Consider the following 17,361-nt stretch of genomic DNA (forward strand, 5'->3'; position numbering starts at 1 on the left):
GGAAGTTCAGGATTTTCAATAAAATCAAACGAGCTGGTTTAAGTCCAGTACAATATCGAACTCAAACCAGCCAATCAGATGCAAAATTAACACTCTACATTTTGGGGCTCACCCCCACCTCTTGGCAGTTTTTCTCAATCAATTGAATGTTGTATCAACTTTTTCTCATGTATATTCAATTGAAAGTCTGCTACATTTTTTATGAATTGTTTATCATGTGATACAAAAAGGATTGTGCCTTCATAACCTGCAAAAAAAGTTTCTAATGCTTCAATAGCATGGATGTCTAAAAAATTGGTCGGTTCATCTAACAATAAAATATTATATTCCCCTAAGAACAGCTGACAAAGTTGGAGTCGAATAACTTCTCCACCACTTAAGGATTTCACGTTTTTTTGTATATCTGTACCAACAAACTGCATGGAATGTAAAATACGCCGTAAAAATGTTTCATCATATTCTGATCGATTTTTCACAAATTGCAACACCGTTTCATTACTCGTGAATTGATAACTCATTTGCTTGAAGTAACCCATTTTTGCTTTTGGAGAAATGATTAAATTAGAATCAAGATTCGCTATATGGTGTAGCAATGTACTTTTTCCACTGCCATTGCTGCCTGAAATCGCAATTTTTTGACCAAGTGGCAGCTGGAAACGAACATCTTCTAATAATACTTTGTTCTCAACTTTAAGAGTAAATCGGTCTGCCATAATGGGGAACTTATTATGCAATTCTACCGTTTTAGATGGATGGAAGATAATAGGTTTATCTTCTTTAACAGCTTCAACTTCCTGAAGTTTTTCCATTCGACTCTCAATAGCTTTTGCTGCATGTTGCATGGCTTTTTGGCTGGTACCTTTGGACTTTGTCATTAACGATTTATTCGGTAGGGCATTCGCTTCCCTTTTTGACATTCGTTTTGCCTGAGCAACCTTCTGAGCTTTTTTCATTTTTTCTTGTGCAGCTTTTTCGAGCCGGCTCTTTTCTTTAATGAACTGTTCATGGGCCTTCTGTTGTTGTTCACGTTCTAACTTCTTTTGAACTGCATATTCACTATAATTTCCTGAATAAACACGTACCTTACCCTCATCCATTTCCCAAATCGTCGTGACCAGTTCGTCTAGTACAACACGGTCATGACTAATTAATACAAGCGCTCCATAATAATACCGAAGTTCATCTAAGAAAAAAGATATCCCATCTTGATCCAAGTGCGTTGTCGGCTCATCTATTAGCAATGCTTCGTAATAATGGGTAAACAACTGAGCAAGCTTCAACCTGGTTTGTTCCCCACCACTTAACTGAATTGAATCTTCTGGTATATCTAATTTTCCAAGTAATACTGGATCGGCTTCAAGGGCTGGTGGTGCTTCAATTTGCTCAAAATATCCGAACTCAACATGACGAAGCACTTTCCCTTTTGTTGGTTGAACATTACCTGCTAATAATTTCAAAATGGTACTTTTTCCTGCCCCGTTTTTACCAACAATTCCGATACGGTCGAATTGATGGATCGCTAATCGGTCAATCTTTAAAATTTCCTTATCTAAATATGTCACTTCAACATTTTCAAATTCAAAACAAATTTGTTCCATCTTTGCTACCTCCCGAAATTTTTATCATTTCGTATCGATAGCGAGAATCGATACGAGCTTCTGGACCAAGCTCGTATCAATAAAATAATAAAAATTGCATGGTTTTCTCCTCCTATCTCTTTTCCTATTCACAAACAACATTTACATCATGATAAGAGCGGTGTTGATAACAATCGCCCAGACAAACCATCAAAGCCAAAGCTCGTATCAATAAAAAAGGATCATCTGCATTTAAAATCCCTCCATCTATTTACATAAAAATAAAAATCACAGACGGTCTGTCTGTGATTTAGAGTAAAGGGCTCTTCTAATCGAGTGGGTTATGAAGTTATCTATCGCCAAATAAGTCTCTCATAAAGATTACATATAAATAAAGAAAGGCAGAAAATCCCCTTTCTTCAACTGATACCATTATATAAAATGAGGACTATTAAAAAAGGACAGACTTATCCCATTTACTCTGTATATACAAACAGAGTCTTTGACCATATTCAATTACTGGTTCAAAGTAGGGAAACGAAGTCTCATAGAGTGTGTCATTTTTTAATAATCCTCCTTACATTTTAAAAATACAGTTATTTACTATTATTTTAGTGAGACTTCTTGAAAAAGTCAAAGGAAAAGGACACTTATTTCATTAGTCTACTTCGGTAGCTGAACAAGCAAAGCGCAAACAAGTGACATTTCGATTACATCTATTACAATTGAAATTAGTTTGTTACAAAAACGCTCGTTTATAAATGCTGTCAACACCATTTTTATTGCAACTTTTTCATTTTATTGAATTTATTTCCAAATAATATAAATCTAGTATTTTTCTATTCATTTAGATAGTTAAGGGAAATTTTAATAGTGAAGAAGTTTATAAAAAAGGAACAATCATAGAAATGGAAAATCCCCCCTCAATTATTACAAAAAAATCATGCTAAAATTTTGATGTAAGTTAATTTGGCAACAAAGGAGAGGAATTTTCAATGTTTAAGAAAATCGCAATGCTCACTGCCTTATCATCAGCTGTTATCTTTGGATCCGCTTTTGATAAAGCTGATGCCGAACAAAATCATTCGTTTAACCATAATATCTCCTATTTTGTAAATGGAGAAAATGGTAGTTTAATGAAAGAGTCACAAATGAACATCAATAAACTTATGAATCAATTAATGGAAAACTATAATATGAATTGGAAAGAATTCAATCAGAAGCAAGATCAAGGGGAAAAGCCTGCTCAAAAAGAACAACCGGTAAAAGAGCCATCTGCTAAGGATCCATCTAAAGAACAGAAGCAGGAGCAAGCACAGGAAAAAGCGCCCGAACAGGAAAGAGAACAGGCTCAAGAACAAGCTAAAGAAACAGAAAATAGTCAATCACAAGAATCGAACCTTAGTCAATTTGAACAGGAAGTAGTAGACCTAACGAACCAAGAAAGGGAGAAGCAAGGTTTAGCTCCATTAAAAATTGATAAGGAATTAAGCAAAGTAGCAAGAGAAAAATCACGAGATATGGCTGAAAACAATTATTTTTCTCACAACAGTCCAAATTATGGTTCACCTTTTAATATGATGAAAAGCTATGGAATAACGTACCGTACGGCAGGCGAGAATATTGCCAAAGGTCAGCGTACACCTGAAGAAGTTGTGAATGGATGGATGAACAGTGAAGGACACCGTGCCAATATTTTAAATGAAAACTTTACCCATATTGGTGTTGGATACGTAGAACAAGGAAACCACTGGACACAACAATTCATTGGTAAATAATTATTAACGTCTGAAGAGGCTGGCTTACCTATACGATAAATACAAAGGACCATACCGAATAGTCAAAACTATTCGGTATGGTCCTTTTTTTGTTGACAACTCTGAATGGTTTAATGATGCAACATAGAAACTTACGTATCCTGGTATTGAAGGAAAGACGCCCTTTAATTAAACCCTACATACATTTAATTATTATTGTGAAACTTTTGTATTAAGTAATTTTACTCCCATCATAATAAAAACTACTCCGGTCATTTTACTTAAAAGCAATTCAATCTTTGAGTTCTCTCTCAGTTTTTTAGTCATCAAAGAAGAAAAATAGGCTGTGAACAGAGACCATGTTCCTCCGGTTAATGTAAAAGTAAGACCTAGGAGTATAAAAGGTATCGGACTTGCAGTAGCATCAGTGTGAATGAATTGAGGAAGAAAAGCTAAGAAAAACAAAGCTACTTTCGGATTCGTAACATTCGTTATCATACCTTGTAAAAATATTTTTTTATTATTTGTTTTTGGCAATGATTTCAGTTCATTTGCTGTCTTTTTGGCAATGATCATTTGAAAACCTAAATAAGCTAGATACAAGGCTCCTAAAATTTTGATTGCATTAAATAAAAAAGCTGATTGAACTAAAATAAGTGATAGTCCAAAAGCAGCTAATAATGTATGTACTACAACACCAGCAGTAATGCCAAGAGCTGAAAAAAGCCCGGCTAATTTACCTTGTGAGATACTTCTGCTTACGATATACATGGTATCTGTACCAGGTGTTAAATTCAGCAAAATAGCTGCTACTAAAAACCCGCCAAAATTCACCATTTGATCCATAGTTATCACCATAATATTCAGATTTGAAGCCGAATCGTGCTTTATAAACTAAATACTCATTCGTTACATAATAGATTATTCTTTATTTTCATTTTATCATATATTCATTTTGATATATGGTGCTCCCATACCTCTATTTGCTTCCTGACATGCTGATTCATCTATCGCCATTTGGTATTCTCCATATCAAACCTCTTCCTTCTCATTATATTTAAGACTTATTTAAGAATTACCTAAGGGTGATTTTAGAATTCCTTTGTATGCTAGATACAGAGTTCAAACAAAGGAGGAAAATATTTTGGAGACCATAAATCTAAGAGTTCGTATAGGAAGAATCGTTTACCTTATATTAGCGATTCTTTTTGCATTAAGTGTTGTTATTCAGATTTTTTTGGCAGGCATGGCGATTTTTATAAGTCCGGTAAATTGGATGAAGCATATGATATTCGTCCACTTATTTGGATTTAATATTCCGATTTTCATGTTTATTTTTGCATTTATTGGTGCATTACCACGCTTTGCATACTGGCAATTGTTAGGAATGTTAACGCTGATATTCCTTATGTATTTCACCGCAAATATTACTACTGCATTACCATGGCTAGGTGCTATGCATCCCGTTTTCGGTGTTCTATTATTCGTGTTGTCATACAAAACGGTTCGGAAAATATGGAAATTCACATTCGACAACAATAGAAATCAGAAGGGAGAGGCTTAATATGAGAATCTTTTTAGGAATACTTGTCGGTTTAATCGGAGGATTTGTTCTTGGTATTGCATTATCAAGCTTTATCGGAATATTGGGAATGATGATATTTAATGAACCAATGGGGATTAAATATCTTTCTTACTTCACAGCTATGATTTGTGCTGTTGTGGTACCGATTATGGACCAGAAGAACCTGAAAAACAGATAAGGGATGTGCTAAACTTTTCATAAAGATTAGATTACATTAAATTAAATTTGTTTAAAGTAGATGGAAGAAGCAGGTGAACCTCATGTCCATTAAGAAGCGATTACTATTGTCTAATATAGGGATGATTGTGCTTCCGATTGTAGGATTTTTATTAGTTGAAATGATATTAGGTTACGTTATGTTTGTCATGTTTAATGGTGACCCACAAGGAGCGGATCTACAACTATTTTTTAGTCTGCGTTTTATTTCGATTGTACTCATTGTCGTTCTGACAAATGGATTATTAACGTATTACGTCTCCAGAAGCATCATTAAACCAATCAAAGAACTATCCCATTCGGCAAGAAAAATTAGTGAAGGGAATTTAGAGTATAGCGTTGCAACGGACAGGAAAGATGAGCTTGGTGCGCTTTCTAATACGTTTGAAGAAATGAGGATTAGCTTGAAACAGGCAAAGGCGGATCAGGCAAGGTATGAACGCAATCGCCAGGAGCTAATGGCGAGTATTTCTCATGATTTATCAACACCTTTAACATCGATAAAAGGTTATGTAAAGGGAATTCAGGATGGAGTGGCGAATACTCCAGATAAACTGGAACGGTATATGGACATCATTTATAAAACGGCCAATGACATGGAAAGCCTTATCGATAATTTATTTCGATATTCCAAATTGGATATCGAACAAATACCGTTTACGTTTGAAAAAGTAGATTTGTATTCCTTTTTCGCTGATTTTATTGATGAATTGGATTTTGAATTAGAAAAGGAAGAGGGAACGGCTGCCTTGCAAGCCGATCCAAAGGATTCCTATATAGTAGAAGCAGATCGTGAGCAGTTAAGGCGAGTCGTAACCAATATCGTTCAAAATAGCTTGAAATATATGAAAAGAGAGCATAAGAAAATTAGAGTCCGTTTAAAATCTGAGGCTCAGCAGGTGAAGGTTGAAATAAAAGATAATGGAAGCGGAATCCCTCAAGAAGATATTCCCCACATTTTCGAAAGCTTTTACCGGACAGACGCATCAAGAAATTCTTCAACAGGTGGCAGTGGTCTTGGACTGGCCATCGTAAAAAAAATCATTGAAGAGCATTGCGGAAAAGTTTGGGCTGAAAGCGAACAAGGACAAGGTACAAGCATCTACTTTACACTAAAGAAGGTGTCATCATGAAAAAGATTTTAATTGTTGAGGACGAAATGAATATTGCTGAACTGGAAAGAGATTATTTAGACGTTAATGGTTATTCTTGTGACATTACAACGACGGGTGAAGAAGGATTAAAGTTAGCTGAAGAGAACGGTTATGACCTTATTATCCTGGACTTAATGCTGCCTGGTGTTGATGGATTTAATATTTGCAGACAACTGAGGGATAGGCTAGATATTCCGATTTTAATGGTAACAGCGCGAAAAGAAGACATTGATAAAATACGAGGGTTTGATCGTGGTGCTGATGATTATATCCAGAAGCCTTTTAACCCGAGTGAACTTGTGGCGAGGGTGAAAGCTCACTTGTCCAGGTATGAACGGCTGGTCAATAAGAATAGTGAACCAGATGAAATTCGTTTTAAAGGACTGCACATCGACCTGAGTTCACGAAGGCTTTATGTCAATGGAAAGGAAAGAGTGTTACGGGCTAAGGAATTTGATTTACTAGTATTGTTCGCTGCAAATCCAGACCGGGTGTTTACGAAAGAGGAGTTATTTGAGCGAATTTGGGGAATCGACTCACTGGGAGATATTACAACCGTAACCGTCCATATTAGAAAAATAAGAGAAAAAATAGAGGAAGATCCTTCAAATCCTAAGTATATTGAAACGATATGGGGAGTAGGCTATCGGTTAAAAAAATAAAATGGGAGTGACAAAAGCGAAGTTCATAAAGAGCTTCGCTTCGTTTTTTAAATCAAAGCGGCAAAAGCCGGGATATCTGCTTTCCCTTTAGGAGGAGCTGCTTCCAGATGCGTGTGATTTTGTTTATATTGAATGAATATCGATAGGAAATGAACATCTAGTCCATTACTTTTACTTTGCCAAAAAAGTATGGTGTTTTCCCCTAATTTTGATCATTACCTGTAATGCTTCTGATGTGTAAATCTCTTTGAGGAAATGGAATTTCGATATTATTTTCTTTTAGAATATTATTAATACGAAAATTTATATTACTTTTAGTAATAATGAGCTGATCAGGATTTGCAATCCATATAAACAACTCAAAGTCTAAGGAGGAATCACCAAATCCAGAAAAATAAACAAAGGGCTCTGGATCGGATAAAATATTTTCATAGGCAGCTGCTTCTTCTTGAGCTACTTGTAAAAGTAAGTCCCGTACCTTTTCCACATCACTTCCATATGCAACACCGATGGGAATACGGAGTCTTAAGTTTGGGTCACTATAGGAACGATTTACAACGTGTTCCTCTAAAAAATAGGAATTAGGAACGATGATATGTTCATTATCAATCGTTCGAATGATGGTTGCCCGCATATTAATTTTTTCTACATACCCTAAAATGTCGTTGACAATTACACGATCGCCCACTTTTATAGGTCGCTCAAAAAGCAAAATGATACCAGAAATAAAATTCGAAGCAATATTTTGCATGCCAAACCCAATACCTACTCCTACGACACCAGCAAATACAGTTAGCGCACTTAAATCAATCCCGACGGTCGCCAAGCTCACAACAAAGGCAACAATCATAATGCAGTAATGGATAATCCGATTAAAGGTGTATTGTATACCCTGATCTATTGATATCTGGAATAAGCTCTTGGTAATAGATATTTTGTCATAACTTTTGATGCGCGGTGAGCAAATGAAATGATGAGGATAGCTACAATGACAAGAAAAAAAGAAATTTCCACCTTGCCTACAGATGTGATTTCACGGGTCATCCAGTCGGCATCTAAAAAATAGAGCAAGGTATATACCAAAGCACCGTAAATGGTTACCCAATTAACAATGGAACGAAGGGCTTCATGATTATTAAACTTTCTTATCGCTACATTCACAATCCAACGTAACAAAAAGATGAGGCATAGAACCACAGCATAAACGATGACCTCACTAATCCAAACGGAATTTGATAGGAAAAGATTATAAATAGTAGAGGATAAGAAGAACAATAGAATCACCTTTAACTTTATGTATTGCTAATATATTATCATACTTCTTTTATCGATAACACTTTCCAATAGAAAACAAGGTAGAAAGTCCCCACTTTTAAGATATAAAATGAAAAAATATAGGAGCATGGGAAAACTGAATGGGGAAACCTTGAATGATTGTATGCCCATTATTTTCCTGTTATGATGGACATAAATTCAACGTTCAGTATCAAAATAAACTTGGAGAGAAAGATGAGGATAAAAGGTTTAAAAAACACGCTTAAACTAGGAAAGGGAGTGACGTTTATGGAAAAAAGAAAGCTTGGAAACCAGGGATTAGAAGTTACGGCATTAGGATTAGGTTGTATGGGAATGTCTGATTTTTACAGTGGTAGAGATGACGAAAAATCGATTGAAACTATCCATTATGCACTTGATTTAGGAATAAACTTTCTCGACACAGCAGATATGTATGGTGTAGGTGAAAATGAAGAATTAGTTGGGCAAGCGATAAAAGATCGTCGTAATCAAGTAGTGCTTGCAACAAAATTTGGGAATGTAAGAGCTGAGGATGGAACCAGTTTAGGAGTAAATGGTCATCCTGATTATGTGAAGAAGGCTTGTGATGCAAGTTTGAAACGGTTGGGTGTTGATCATGTTGATTTATATTATCAGCATCGAGTCGACCCAAATGTTCCAATTGAAGAAACCATTGGTGCCATGTCAGACTTAGTCAAGGAAGGAAAAGTGCGTTTCCTTGGTATGTCTGAGGCGGCACCAGATACAATCCGAAAAGCACATGCTGTTCACCCGATTTCTGCTTTGCAAACGGAATATTCATTGTGGAGTCGTGATGTAGAAGAAGAAGTTTTACCTACTTGTCGCGAACTAGGAATTGGTTTTGTTCCGTATAGTCCACTTGGAAGAGGATTTTTAACAGGACAAATTCAGAAATTTGAAGACTTGGCAGAAGATGATTATAGACGTTATTCACCGCGTTTCCAAGGTGAAAACTTTCAAAAGAACCTTGATCTTGTAAGCAAAATTAAAGAAATCGCACATGAAAAAGGATGCCAGCCCTCTCAGCTAGCCCTTGCTTGGTTATTAGCGCAAGGAGAAGATATCGTACCGATTCCTGGTACCAAAAGAGTAAAATACTTAGAAGAAAATGTCGGTTCCCTTCAAGTAAAATTAACGGATGACGAAATTAATAGAATAAACAAAGTACTACCGCTGGGTGCAGCAGCCGGTAAACGTTATACAGAAGAAGGCATGAGAACCGTTAACTTATAATGGAGCGGAGAGACAGCTTTCTTTTGCCGTAAAACACAATGATGGGACAGAGGAAAAACCACTGATGTCCCTCACGATTTGTTAACATAGGACAGGATTTATTCCCTGTCCTTTTTTTCATAGAGGTGCCTGTCCCCTTTAAAGGGGCAGGCCCTTTTTAGTGAAAATTACTTTACCTGTCGTGGTAATTTGTGGTATAGTTAAATTACTACGACAGATAAAGTACGACAGATGTAGTAAATATCGACTACAGGAAGGAGAATTTTATTTGATTAGTAGTGATGTCATTCGTGGTTATAATGATACAATCATTCTTTATCTATTGTTAGATAATGATTCCTACGGCTATGAAATATCAAAAAAAATTAAACAATTATCAGATGAAAAATACATTATAAAAGAAACAACCCTTTATTCAGCTTTTAATCGTCTTGAGAAAAAGAGGTATATTAAGTCTTATTATCAGGAACAAACATTTGGAAAAAGGCGTACGTATTACAGAATCACCGATGCTGGGATCAAGTATTATTACGAGAAGTGTCAAGAGTGGGAAGTAACGAAAGAAGTTATTAACCGATTCATTAAGGAGGTTTAATCGAATGGAAACCATTATTAATTATTTGGAAAATATGTTTAAAAATTTGCCTAATACTCATGAAATGTTAAAGCTGAAAGAAGAGATTTTATCCAATATGGAGGATAAGTACTATGAACTAAAAAATAGTGGAAAAACCGAAAATGAGGCTATTGGAATTGTTATTTCAGAGTTTGGTAATATTGATGAATTAATGGAGGCATATGACATTAAAAAGAAAAGTGATGAAAAGTCACTACCGTCTATGACAGAGGAGGAAATCAATGACTTTTTAGACGAGAACAAAAAATCAGCCAAAATGATTGGTTTTGGTGTCTTTTTATCCATTATAGCATCAGCAATACTTGTTTTAAGCTATCAGTTAATTGATATGGGCATCGTGACATTCCCCTCTACAGAATTTGGAAATATCGCCGGTCTTATTCCATTCTTTCTGTTTATTACTGTAGCCGTTATTCTATTTATTTACGCGGGGTTGAAGATTGAAAAGTATAAACATATTGAATACGGAGTAGAAATTGATTCTGTTGTACAGCACAAAATTCAACAGAAAAATGAGGCTTTTCATTCGTCCTTTGTAAGATCTATTGTCACAGGTGTTACTCTTATCATTTTATCTCCCTTAACACTTATTATTTTATCAGCTTTTCGTGTCGATTATGGGGTAGTCTTCTTACTATTAATGGTAGCTGTTGGTGTTTATATGATCGTCTATAGCGGTATGGTGAAGGATGGATATAAAAAGCTGGTAAAAATTGAGAAATATTCGATGCGTGAAAAGGAGCAAAACAGAGTGATTGCTGCTGCAAATTCCATTATATGGCCTTTGGCTTTATGTATCTTTCTTATCACGGGTTTCCTTTTTGAAATGTGGGGGATTAATTGGATTATATTCCCGATTACTGCTTTACTCTTTGCAACCTTTAGTGGCGCCTATAAAATCCTGAAGTCAAAATAGAAGTTGGAAGGGTTTTGGGTATTTTATCATGATCGGATGCAATAGGAATGAAAAAAATATACAATAGGATTAAGTATGATTTTAAGGGTGATAGAAATGGCATCGAACGTGCCTGATATTGTATCTTCTCATGCAAAGCCTAGTATTGGATAGGCGAATCTTTGCATGAGGAATCCATTATACATTCGCTTGACATGACATTCTAATATTAGGCTTTGCACCTTATTTTTAAAAACAAAATAAAAAATAAGGAGCGGGCTAGGATGAGTCATGTAAAAGCTAAAGAGGTTTTGCCGGAAGAACTTTTAAAAGAGATTCAGAAATATGTTCAAGGAGAAAACCTTTATATTCCGAAACCAAAAGAGTTCTATCAAAAGTGGGGAGCATGTTCTGGTGCAAGAAAGTCGATTGCCGAAAGAAATGCTGCCATCAGACGTTCTTTTAAAAAGGGCGTATCAATAGACGAGTTCGTTGAGGAATATTTTTTATCATCAGAGACGATAAAGAAAATTGTATATTCAAAGTGAAATAGATAACCCTCAGGAAGCACTGAATATCCTCATATGAGGATATTCAGTGTTTTTAGTATGTAGAGAATAATAGGGAATTGTTTTTTACATTTTAAACAGGAAGCATATTTTGTAAACGAATGGTGGTAAGTGTTAGTTGGAAAATTTGGAGTGATAAAAATGAACGCTTTTATTCGAGTATATCAGTTTAATTATATTAAAGGGCAAGTGCAAAACCTGGTAAATGGTCATTCAACGGCTAAAGATGAGAGTGTACTAAATACGATAAAGTCAATGGCTATAGAGAGGGTTTCAGCTCTATTTCCTAACATGAATGAAGAACAAAAACAATTGTTCCAGCCCATTACATCGATTGATGATAAAGAAAAAGCAGAGAGATTTATAGATCAATTAAAGCCGTATGTCATCCCTTTTAATGTCACTGAACAAGGGATTAAGAAATTATTTCCTAAGGTTAAGAAGTTAAAGATTCCTGCGTTAGAGGATATCGATTTGCGGGAAATATCTTATTTTAGCTGGGTGGATTATAGTGCAAATAAAAAATATATTGTCATCCGACGTGATAAAAAATTAATTGGATTACAGGGCTCCTTTACAACTTCTAACCAAAAAGGAATTTGTTCCATTTGTAATAGCTATGAAGACGTTGGCATGTTTTTAGTTAAAAAGAAAGGAAATGTTCAAGGAAACTTTATTAAAAGGGGAAATTATATTTGTCAGGATAGTAAGACGTGTAATCACAACCTCATGTCTTTGGATAAATTATATGAGTTTGTCGAACGGCTTAACGGTTAAAGAAGTTTCATTACACATTGAAGATAATGTGATAGGTGGCTAAGTCATCACCATAAAAAAGCTACCTTCCGTGATTGATATAGGATGGAAGGTAGCCGGGGTATTCATTGAATAAATAACTAGAATTCCTCATAGACGGCAGGATCTTGATCGTTTATTCGGCCATCTGGTCTTGTTAAATTGGCTAATGTCGTCATATCTTTGTCATCTAAGGAAAAGTCGAAAATAGATATGTTTTCAAGCTGACGAACTGGAGATGATGATTTCGGAATAGGAACGGCACCTAACTGATAGTGCCAACGCAAAACAATTTGGGAAATCGTCTTATTATGTTTAAGGGCAATATCCTTAATTGTTTCGTTTTTGAAAACATTACTGGTACGGAATAACGGGCTCCAGGATTCCGTTATAATATGGTGTTTTTCATGCCACTTTCTCTGAGATTCCTGGTTAAAAAATGGATGTAGTTCAACTTGATTGATACTTGGCATTACTCCAGTTTCTTCTTCTAATCGGTTAAGGTGTTCGGGTAAGAAATTAGAAACGCCAATGGATCTAATTAATCCCCACTTTCTAGCGTCGATTAATGCTTGCCAGGCCTCTACATATTGATCCTGTTTTGGGTTTGGCCAATGAATTAAATATACGTCATAATAATCAAGGTTGGCACGGTAGAGGGATTCCTGGATCGTATGTAAAGCATCCTGGTATGTGTGATAACGCCCTGGCAGCTTTGAAGTAATACGTAATTCTTCCCTGGGAACCGAAGTCCGGCGAATAGCTGCACCAACAGTTCCTTCATTTTCATAATTATAAGCGGAATCAATTAATCGGTAACCATTGTTGATTGCATTTTCAATGGCGATTGCACCTTCATTCCCAATCAGTTTATAAGTACCAAATCCAATAACAGGGATAAGATTGCCGTCATTTAATTTGGCTTCTGGAATTTGAGTATTCATCGTGTCACTCCTTTAAAATTTGGATTTCGATTTGTATTGGGTGAAAAAAGAAAACATAGAGATTAGTCTCAGGTAGATCAACTATTGACTGGCAACAGATCCACCATCCACACGTAAATTGGTTCCGTTTATAAAAGATGCCTGATTGGAAGCAAGAAATACTACAGAACTAGCTACTTCTTCAGGATTTCCAGGTCTTTTCACCTCAATATGAGAACGATTTTCTTTTAGAAACTGTTGAATGGCTTCTTCTTTGGAAATCCCTTGTTTATCAGCATCCTGTTTCATGGCTTGATCTAATAGTGGGGTGAGGATGAACGCTGGTGAAACGGTATTAACAAGAATACCATCTTTCGCAAATGCCTTAGACCAGCTTTTCGTCATGTTAATAATGGCCGCTTTTGTAGCATTATAATCGGGCATAAATCCATCAGGCTGAACTCCTGACTCAGAGCTAATATTTATAATCCGGCCAGCATCTGACTCTTTCAAATAAGGAAGTGCTGTCTTTGTTGTTCGGACCATACCGAAAACGTTGATATCGAAAATCTTTTTCCAATCATCGATTTCAATATCCTCAAAGTCGAAAAAACCCGGAGTAATCCCTGCATTATTGACCAGGATATCTAGTTGACCAAAATGGTTAATCACAGATGTAATTCCCTGTTTAACATCGTCATCATTTGTAATATCCATCACAATAGAAAGGGCAGTACTCCCATTTTGTTCAATTTCGTGCTTTGTCTGTTCCAGTTCTTCCTGACTACGAGCAGCAATTGCTACCTTGACATTTTCATCTGCCAAAGCTTTGGCGATTGCTTTACCAATGCCTTTACTCCCACCAGTTACAAGCGCGACTTTATTGGCTAATCCTAAATCCATCATTATTCATCTCCTCAAGCTATAATTGGTAAAATAATAATCTTTTCTTCTACAATATAATCCCACCGGAAAAAGACACCCAATCATAAGAATTCTTTTAGTTAAAACTTATTTTGAAAAACTACCCTTTTTCTATAGTTTCGATTAAAAAGTATAAAGACCTTCAAAGTACTGAATTTTTGTTATATCGTTACATTCTGGTAAAGTATGATTATAAGCTCCTAACATGAAGAATAGGAAAGGGAGTTATCGTGAAAAATTTTAATGATGAGGAAAAGAACTGGAGACTATTACTATTGCCGGCAAATTTTTAAAAAGTGGGGGCCCTCATTAAAAGATGCTGCTTACTCTATCGCAATAATCATTCTTTCTACTCTTTATGTTTTGAAAATTTTGTGAAACAAATTTTTTAGATATGTGACGAGCACCCCTTGCCAAAAAGTGTTACAATAGATAAGTACTGTTCATCAGTAATATATAATGAACTGATTTTTTATATAGGAGTGAGCTAAATGCAGAAACAACACCTAGAACAGATTAAAAACGGAAAAGGTTTTATTGCAGCCCTTGACCAGAGTGGCGGTAGTACACCAAAAGCCCTTGCAGGATATGGTGTAACAGAAGATCAATATTCAACTGAAGCAGAAATGTTTGATCTTGTACATGAAATGAGAACTCGAATCATTACTGCTCCAGCCTTTGATTCAGAGAAAATTCTTGGTGCCATATTATTTGAGCAAACCATGGACCGTGAAATCGAAGGTAAATATACTGCAGCTTATTTAGCAGAGGAAAAAGGGATTGTACCATTCCTTAAAGTAGACAAAGGATTAGCTGATTTATCCAATGGTGTTCAGAAGATGAAACCAATCCATGATCTTGACGAAACATTGGAAAGAGCTAACCAGCGTGGTATTTTCGGAACAAAAATGCGTTCTGTTATTAAAGAAGCAAACGAAGCAGGAATTAAAGAAGTAGTGGATCAGCAATTCGAAATCGGTAAAAAGATTATTAATGCAGGGCTTGTTCCAATCATTGAGCCGGAAGTAGATATCAATAGTTCCGATAAAGCACAATCTGAAGAAATATTAAAGCAGGAAATTAAAAAACACCTTGATCAATTAAACGAGAATGAACTAGTGATGTTGAAGCTTTCCATTCCAACAAATGCTAATCACTATAAAGAGCTTATCGAGCATCCACAAGTAGTCCGCGTAGTTGCATTATCTGGTGGTTATTCCAGAGAAGAAGCAAACGAAAAACTAAAAGATAACGAAGGACTAATTGCAAGCTTCTCCAGAGCTTTAAGTGCCGACTTAAATGTGAATCAGACTGATGAGGAATTTAATACAACATTAAAAGAAGCAGTTGATTCCATTTATGACGCATCTGTAAACAAGAACTAAGTAAAACTGGGTATTCCAGTTGTGAAAATGGAAAATGAAAAGCAGAAAAAACACCTCACAAATGTTGTTGGATCAGCATTTGTGAGGTGTTTTTGCGTTTCGACATTTTTCGGGTAGTGACAGGCACCTTCCCATTAGGGGAGTGTGTGGGAGTTGAAAAAGTTTACTGTGCTATTATTTTGTATGCTTTTTAGTTTGTCAGCCTGCAGCAACGATAATACTCCAAAAGATGACGAGGAACAACAGAGTCAGGAAGAGGCTGTGGAAGATGAAAATGAAGAAAAACTCACTGTAGCTAATTTCTCCGCAGTGGATTCTTCCAGAGATGGCATGAAGAATCAAACGGGGGGCATTTTGATCGATGACATATCCTTAGAGCAGGAGCTTGATATGGATAACGAGGACTTCATAAATGAAAATAAACAAGAACTAACCGAGCATTTACAAACCATAACGAATGAAACGACAGATCCAGTAGAATTAGAACAAGCTATAGTGCACTTGCTTGGTACGCCAAATTACACCACGGCCATAGAAACTGCTGAGGCCTTTCAACCGAATTTTCCTGAACCGGATTTACCTGATGCAAAACAAGTAGAAGGTGAGGTGGAAGGGGAGTCTGGTTCAGGGAAGGCTATGCTTTTACTTGATGCCAGCTCTAGTATGCTGTTAACGGTTGATGGAAAAGTGAAGATGGATATTGCTAAAGAGGCCGTTCAGGAATTTGCCGATGTGATAGGTCAGAAAGAAGATGTCTCTTTAATTGTTTATGGACATAAAGGTTCTGAGGCTGAATCCGATAAAAAATTGTCCTGTAAAGGAATAGAAGAAATCTATCCTATGGGTCCATATGATAAGAAAGACTTTGAAGCATCGCTAAATGAATTTGAAAGTAAAGGATGGACACCTTTAGCTGGAGCTATAGATAAAGCAGCAGAAATGAGTAAGGAACTGGATGGTGAAATCACTTTATATATTGTGAGTGATGGAGTAGAGACCTGTGATGGGAACCCTGTGAAATCAGCAGAATCTTTTGTAGATGATAATAACCATCGTCAAGTCAATATTATTGGGTTTAATGTGGATGAGGATGCAGAAGAACAATTAGCCAATGTTTCTGAAGCAGGTAATGGTGAATTTTATTCAGCCGATGATGCAGACGAATTAAAAGATACCATTGATTATGAGTGGCTGCCGTCCCGGGTGGATTTGGCATGGGCTCATACAAAGGCACCAGGCCCTTGGGAGATTTTAGATGAATATGATAAATACGATGTTGAACACGACAAAATTAAAACATTAGTTAAAAAGGAAGATGAGCGATATGATCAAGCTATTTCCATCTTAAGGGAAGAAGAATTAATCACTGATGAAGTAACAGAAGAGCTGAAAAATCTACTATCGGAAAACTATAACATTCGTATTGATGAGCTTCAGGAGTTAAGGTCAGAAAAAATTGATGAGATTGATGCTATTGCTGATGAAATTAAGAAGCGCGTAAATGAATGGAAGGAAGAAATGGAACGAAGAAAAGATGAGCGGGGCGATATATGGTAATATTGGGGGTGGTGCACTCTAATCAATTAAAGAAAAGAATTCAAGTAGGGAAAAAATAATTTGCACTCCTAAAATTCATTGTTACTATACGGAATTTAGTAAGATATTTAAACTAGGATGTACACGAAAGAAGAAGGGGTGTAAAATAGGAGTCCTGTATGCAAGATAAAGTTAT

Annotated in this window: 19 protein-coding genes; 12 read left to right on the forward strand and 7 right to left on the reverse strand. The window is 36.0% G+C overall.

Going from position 1 to position 17,361, the window contains the following annotated elements; genetic code table 11:
- Positions 1 to 134: 134 nt before the first annotated feature.
- The gene (locus BMX63_RS02745; protein ID WP_093131748.1) at positions 135 to 1,598 is read right to left on the reverse strand and encodes an Msr family ABC-F type ribosomal protection protein; all 1,464 of its coding nucleotides are present in this window, start codon (positions 1,596 to 1,598) and stop codon (positions 135 to 137) included.
- 495 nt (positions 1,599 to 2,093) lie between these two features.
- The gene (locus BMX63_RS18805) at positions 2,094 to 2,138 is read right to left on the reverse strand and encodes an erythromycin resistance leader peptide (RefSeq protein ID WP_105980607.1); all 45 of its coding nucleotides are present in this window, start codon (positions 2,136 to 2,138) and stop codon (positions 2,094 to 2,096) included.
- Positions 2,139 to 2,572: 434 nt separating this feature from the next.
- Between BMX63_RS18805 and BMX63_RS02750 the strand changes: the two genes are divergently transcribed.
- On the forward strand, positions 2,573 to 3,355 hold the full coding sequence (locus tag BMX63_RS02750; protein WP_093131750.1) for a CAP domain-containing protein: 783 nt from the start codon (positions 2,573 to 2,575) through the stop codon (positions 3,353 to 3,355).
- A 192-nt stretch (positions 3,356 to 3,547) separates the two neighbouring features.
- Here BMX63_RS02750 and BMX63_RS02755 read toward each other — a convergent pair whose 3' ends face one another.
- Entirely contained in the window at positions 3,548 to 4,180 is a 633-nt protein-coding gene (locus BMX63_RS02755) for a LysE family translocator (protein ID WP_093131752.1), read from the reverse strand.
- A gap of 298 nt (positions 4,181 to 4,478) precedes the next feature.
- Here BMX63_RS02755 and BMX63_RS02760 point away from each other — a divergent pair, with 298 nt between their 5' ends.
- The 4 genes from BMX63_RS02760 to BMX63_RS02775 all read left to right on the forward strand — a co-directional run bounded on the left by BMX63_RS02760 (position 4,479) and on the right by BMX63_RS02775 (position 6,951).
- A complete protein-coding gene (locus BMX63_RS02760; protein WP_093131754.1) occupies positions 4,479 to 4,898 on the forward strand; it encodes a DUF6220 domain-containing protein in 420 nt (139 codons plus the stop codon).
- Between the two features lies 1 nt (position 4,899).
- Positions 4,900 to 5,097 (forward strand): DUF5957 family protein, encoded by a 198-nt coding sequence (locus tag BMX63_RS02765; RefSeq protein WP_093131756.1) that lies wholly within the window; start codon positions 4,900 to 4,902, stop codon positions 5,095 to 5,097.
- Between the two features lie 82 nt (positions 5,098 to 5,179).
- Positions 5,180 to 6,268 carry a sensor histidine kinase gene (locus BMX63_RS02770; RefSeq protein WP_093131758.1) on the forward strand — a complete coding sequence of 363 codons (1,089 nt, stop codon included), beginning with the start codon at positions 5,180 to 5,182 and terminating at the stop codon, positions 6,266 to 6,268.
- Complete coding sequence (locus tag BMX63_RS02775; protein ID WP_093131760.1) at positions 6,265 to 6,951, forward strand: response regulator transcription factor; 687 nt, start codon at positions 6,265 to 6,267, stop codon at positions 6,949 to 6,951. The genes BMX63_RS02770 and BMX63_RS02775 overlap by 4 nt, the downstream gene beginning before the upstream one ends.
- Positions 6,952 to 7,153: 202 nt before the next feature.
- Here BMX63_RS02775 and BMX63_RS18370 read toward each other — a convergent pair whose 3' ends face one another.
- Both BMX63_RS18370 and BMX63_RS18375 read right to left on the reverse strand, forming a co-directional pair.
- On the reverse strand, positions 7,154 to 7,801 hold the full coding sequence (locus BMX63_RS18370) for a mechanosensitive ion channel family protein (RefSeq protein WP_245732688.1): 648 nt from the start codon (positions 7,799 to 7,801) through the stop codon (positions 7,154 to 7,156).
- 47 nt (positions 7,802 to 7,848) lie between these two features.
- Positions 7,849 to 8,235 carry a hypothetical protein gene (locus tag BMX63_RS18375; protein ID WP_245732689.1) on the reverse strand — a complete coding sequence of 129 codons (387 nt, stop codon included), beginning with the start codon at positions 8,233 to 8,235 and terminating at the stop codon, positions 7,849 to 7,851.
- Between the two features lie 279 nt (positions 8,236 to 8,514).
- Between BMX63_RS18375 and BMX63_RS02785 the strand changes: the two genes are divergently transcribed.
- The 5 genes from BMX63_RS02785 to BMX63_RS02805 all read left to right on the forward strand — a co-directional run bounded on the left by BMX63_RS02785 (position 8,515) and on the right by BMX63_RS02805 (position 12,379).
- Positions 8,515 to 9,501, forward strand: a complete 987-nt coding sequence (locus BMX63_RS02785; protein ID WP_093131762.1) for an aldo/keto reductase — start codon at positions 8,515 to 8,517, stop codon at positions 9,499 to 9,501.
- Between the two features lie 268 nt (positions 9,502 to 9,769).
- Positions 9,770 to 10,096 (forward strand): PadR family transcriptional regulator, encoded by a 327-nt coding sequence (locus BMX63_RS02790; protein WP_093131764.1) that lies wholly within the window; start codon positions 9,770 to 9,772, stop codon positions 10,094 to 10,096.
- A gap of 4 nt (positions 10,097 to 10,100) precedes the next feature.
- Complete coding sequence (locus tag BMX63_RS02795; protein WP_093131766.1) at positions 10,101 to 11,054, forward strand: permease prefix domain 1-containing protein; 954 nt, start codon at positions 10,101 to 10,103, stop codon at positions 11,052 to 11,054.
- Positions 11,055 to 11,317: 263 nt separating this feature from the next.
- Complete coding sequence (locus BMX63_RS02800) at positions 11,318 to 11,581, forward strand: CD3324 family protein (RefSeq protein WP_093131768.1); 264 nt, start codon at positions 11,318 to 11,320, stop codon at positions 11,579 to 11,581.
- A 162-nt stretch (positions 11,582 to 11,743) separates the two neighbouring features.
- Positions 11,744 to 12,379 (forward strand): FusB/FusC family EF-G-binding protein, encoded by a 636-nt coding sequence (locus BMX63_RS02805; RefSeq protein ID WP_093131770.1) that lies wholly within the window; start codon positions 11,744 to 11,746, stop codon positions 12,377 to 12,379.
- Between the two features lie 119 nt (positions 12,380 to 12,498).
- Here the strand turns inward: BMX63_RS02805 and BMX63_RS02810 are convergent, their stop codons facing one another.
- Together BMX63_RS02810 and BMX63_RS02815 are read right to left on the reverse strand one after the other, a co-directional pair.
- A complete protein-coding gene (locus BMX63_RS02810) occupies positions 12,499 to 13,341 on the reverse strand; it encodes an aldo/keto reductase (protein WP_093131772.1) in 843 nt (280 codons plus the stop codon).
- An 81-nt stretch (positions 13,342 to 13,422) separates the two neighbouring features.
- The gene (locus BMX63_RS02815; protein WP_220083811.1) at positions 13,423 to 14,223 is read right to left on the reverse strand and encodes an SDR family NAD(P)-dependent oxidoreductase; all 801 of its coding nucleotides are present in this window, start codon (positions 14,221 to 14,223) and stop codon (positions 13,423 to 13,425) included.
- 512 nt (positions 14,224 to 14,735) lie between these two features.
- On the opposite strand from BMX63_RS02815, the gene BMX63_RS02820 reads away from it, so the two are divergent.
- On the forward strand, positions 14,736 to 15,629 hold the full coding sequence (locus BMX63_RS02820; RefSeq protein WP_093131776.1) for a fructose bisphosphate aldolase: 894 nt from the start codon (positions 14,736 to 14,738) through the stop codon (positions 15,627 to 15,629).
- Between the two features lie 153 nt (positions 15,630 to 15,782).
- Complete coding sequence (locus BMX63_RS02825; protein WP_093131778.1) at positions 15,783 to 17,186, forward strand: vWA domain-containing protein; 1,404 nt, start codon at positions 15,783 to 15,785, stop codon at positions 17,184 to 17,186.
- Positions 17,187 to 17,361: the final 175 nt, after the last annotated feature.

Source organism: Salinibacillus kushneri, assembly GCF_900111405.1.
GTDB lineage: Bacteria > Bacillota > Bacilli > Bacillales > Alkalibacillaceae > Salinibacillus > Salinibacillus kushneri.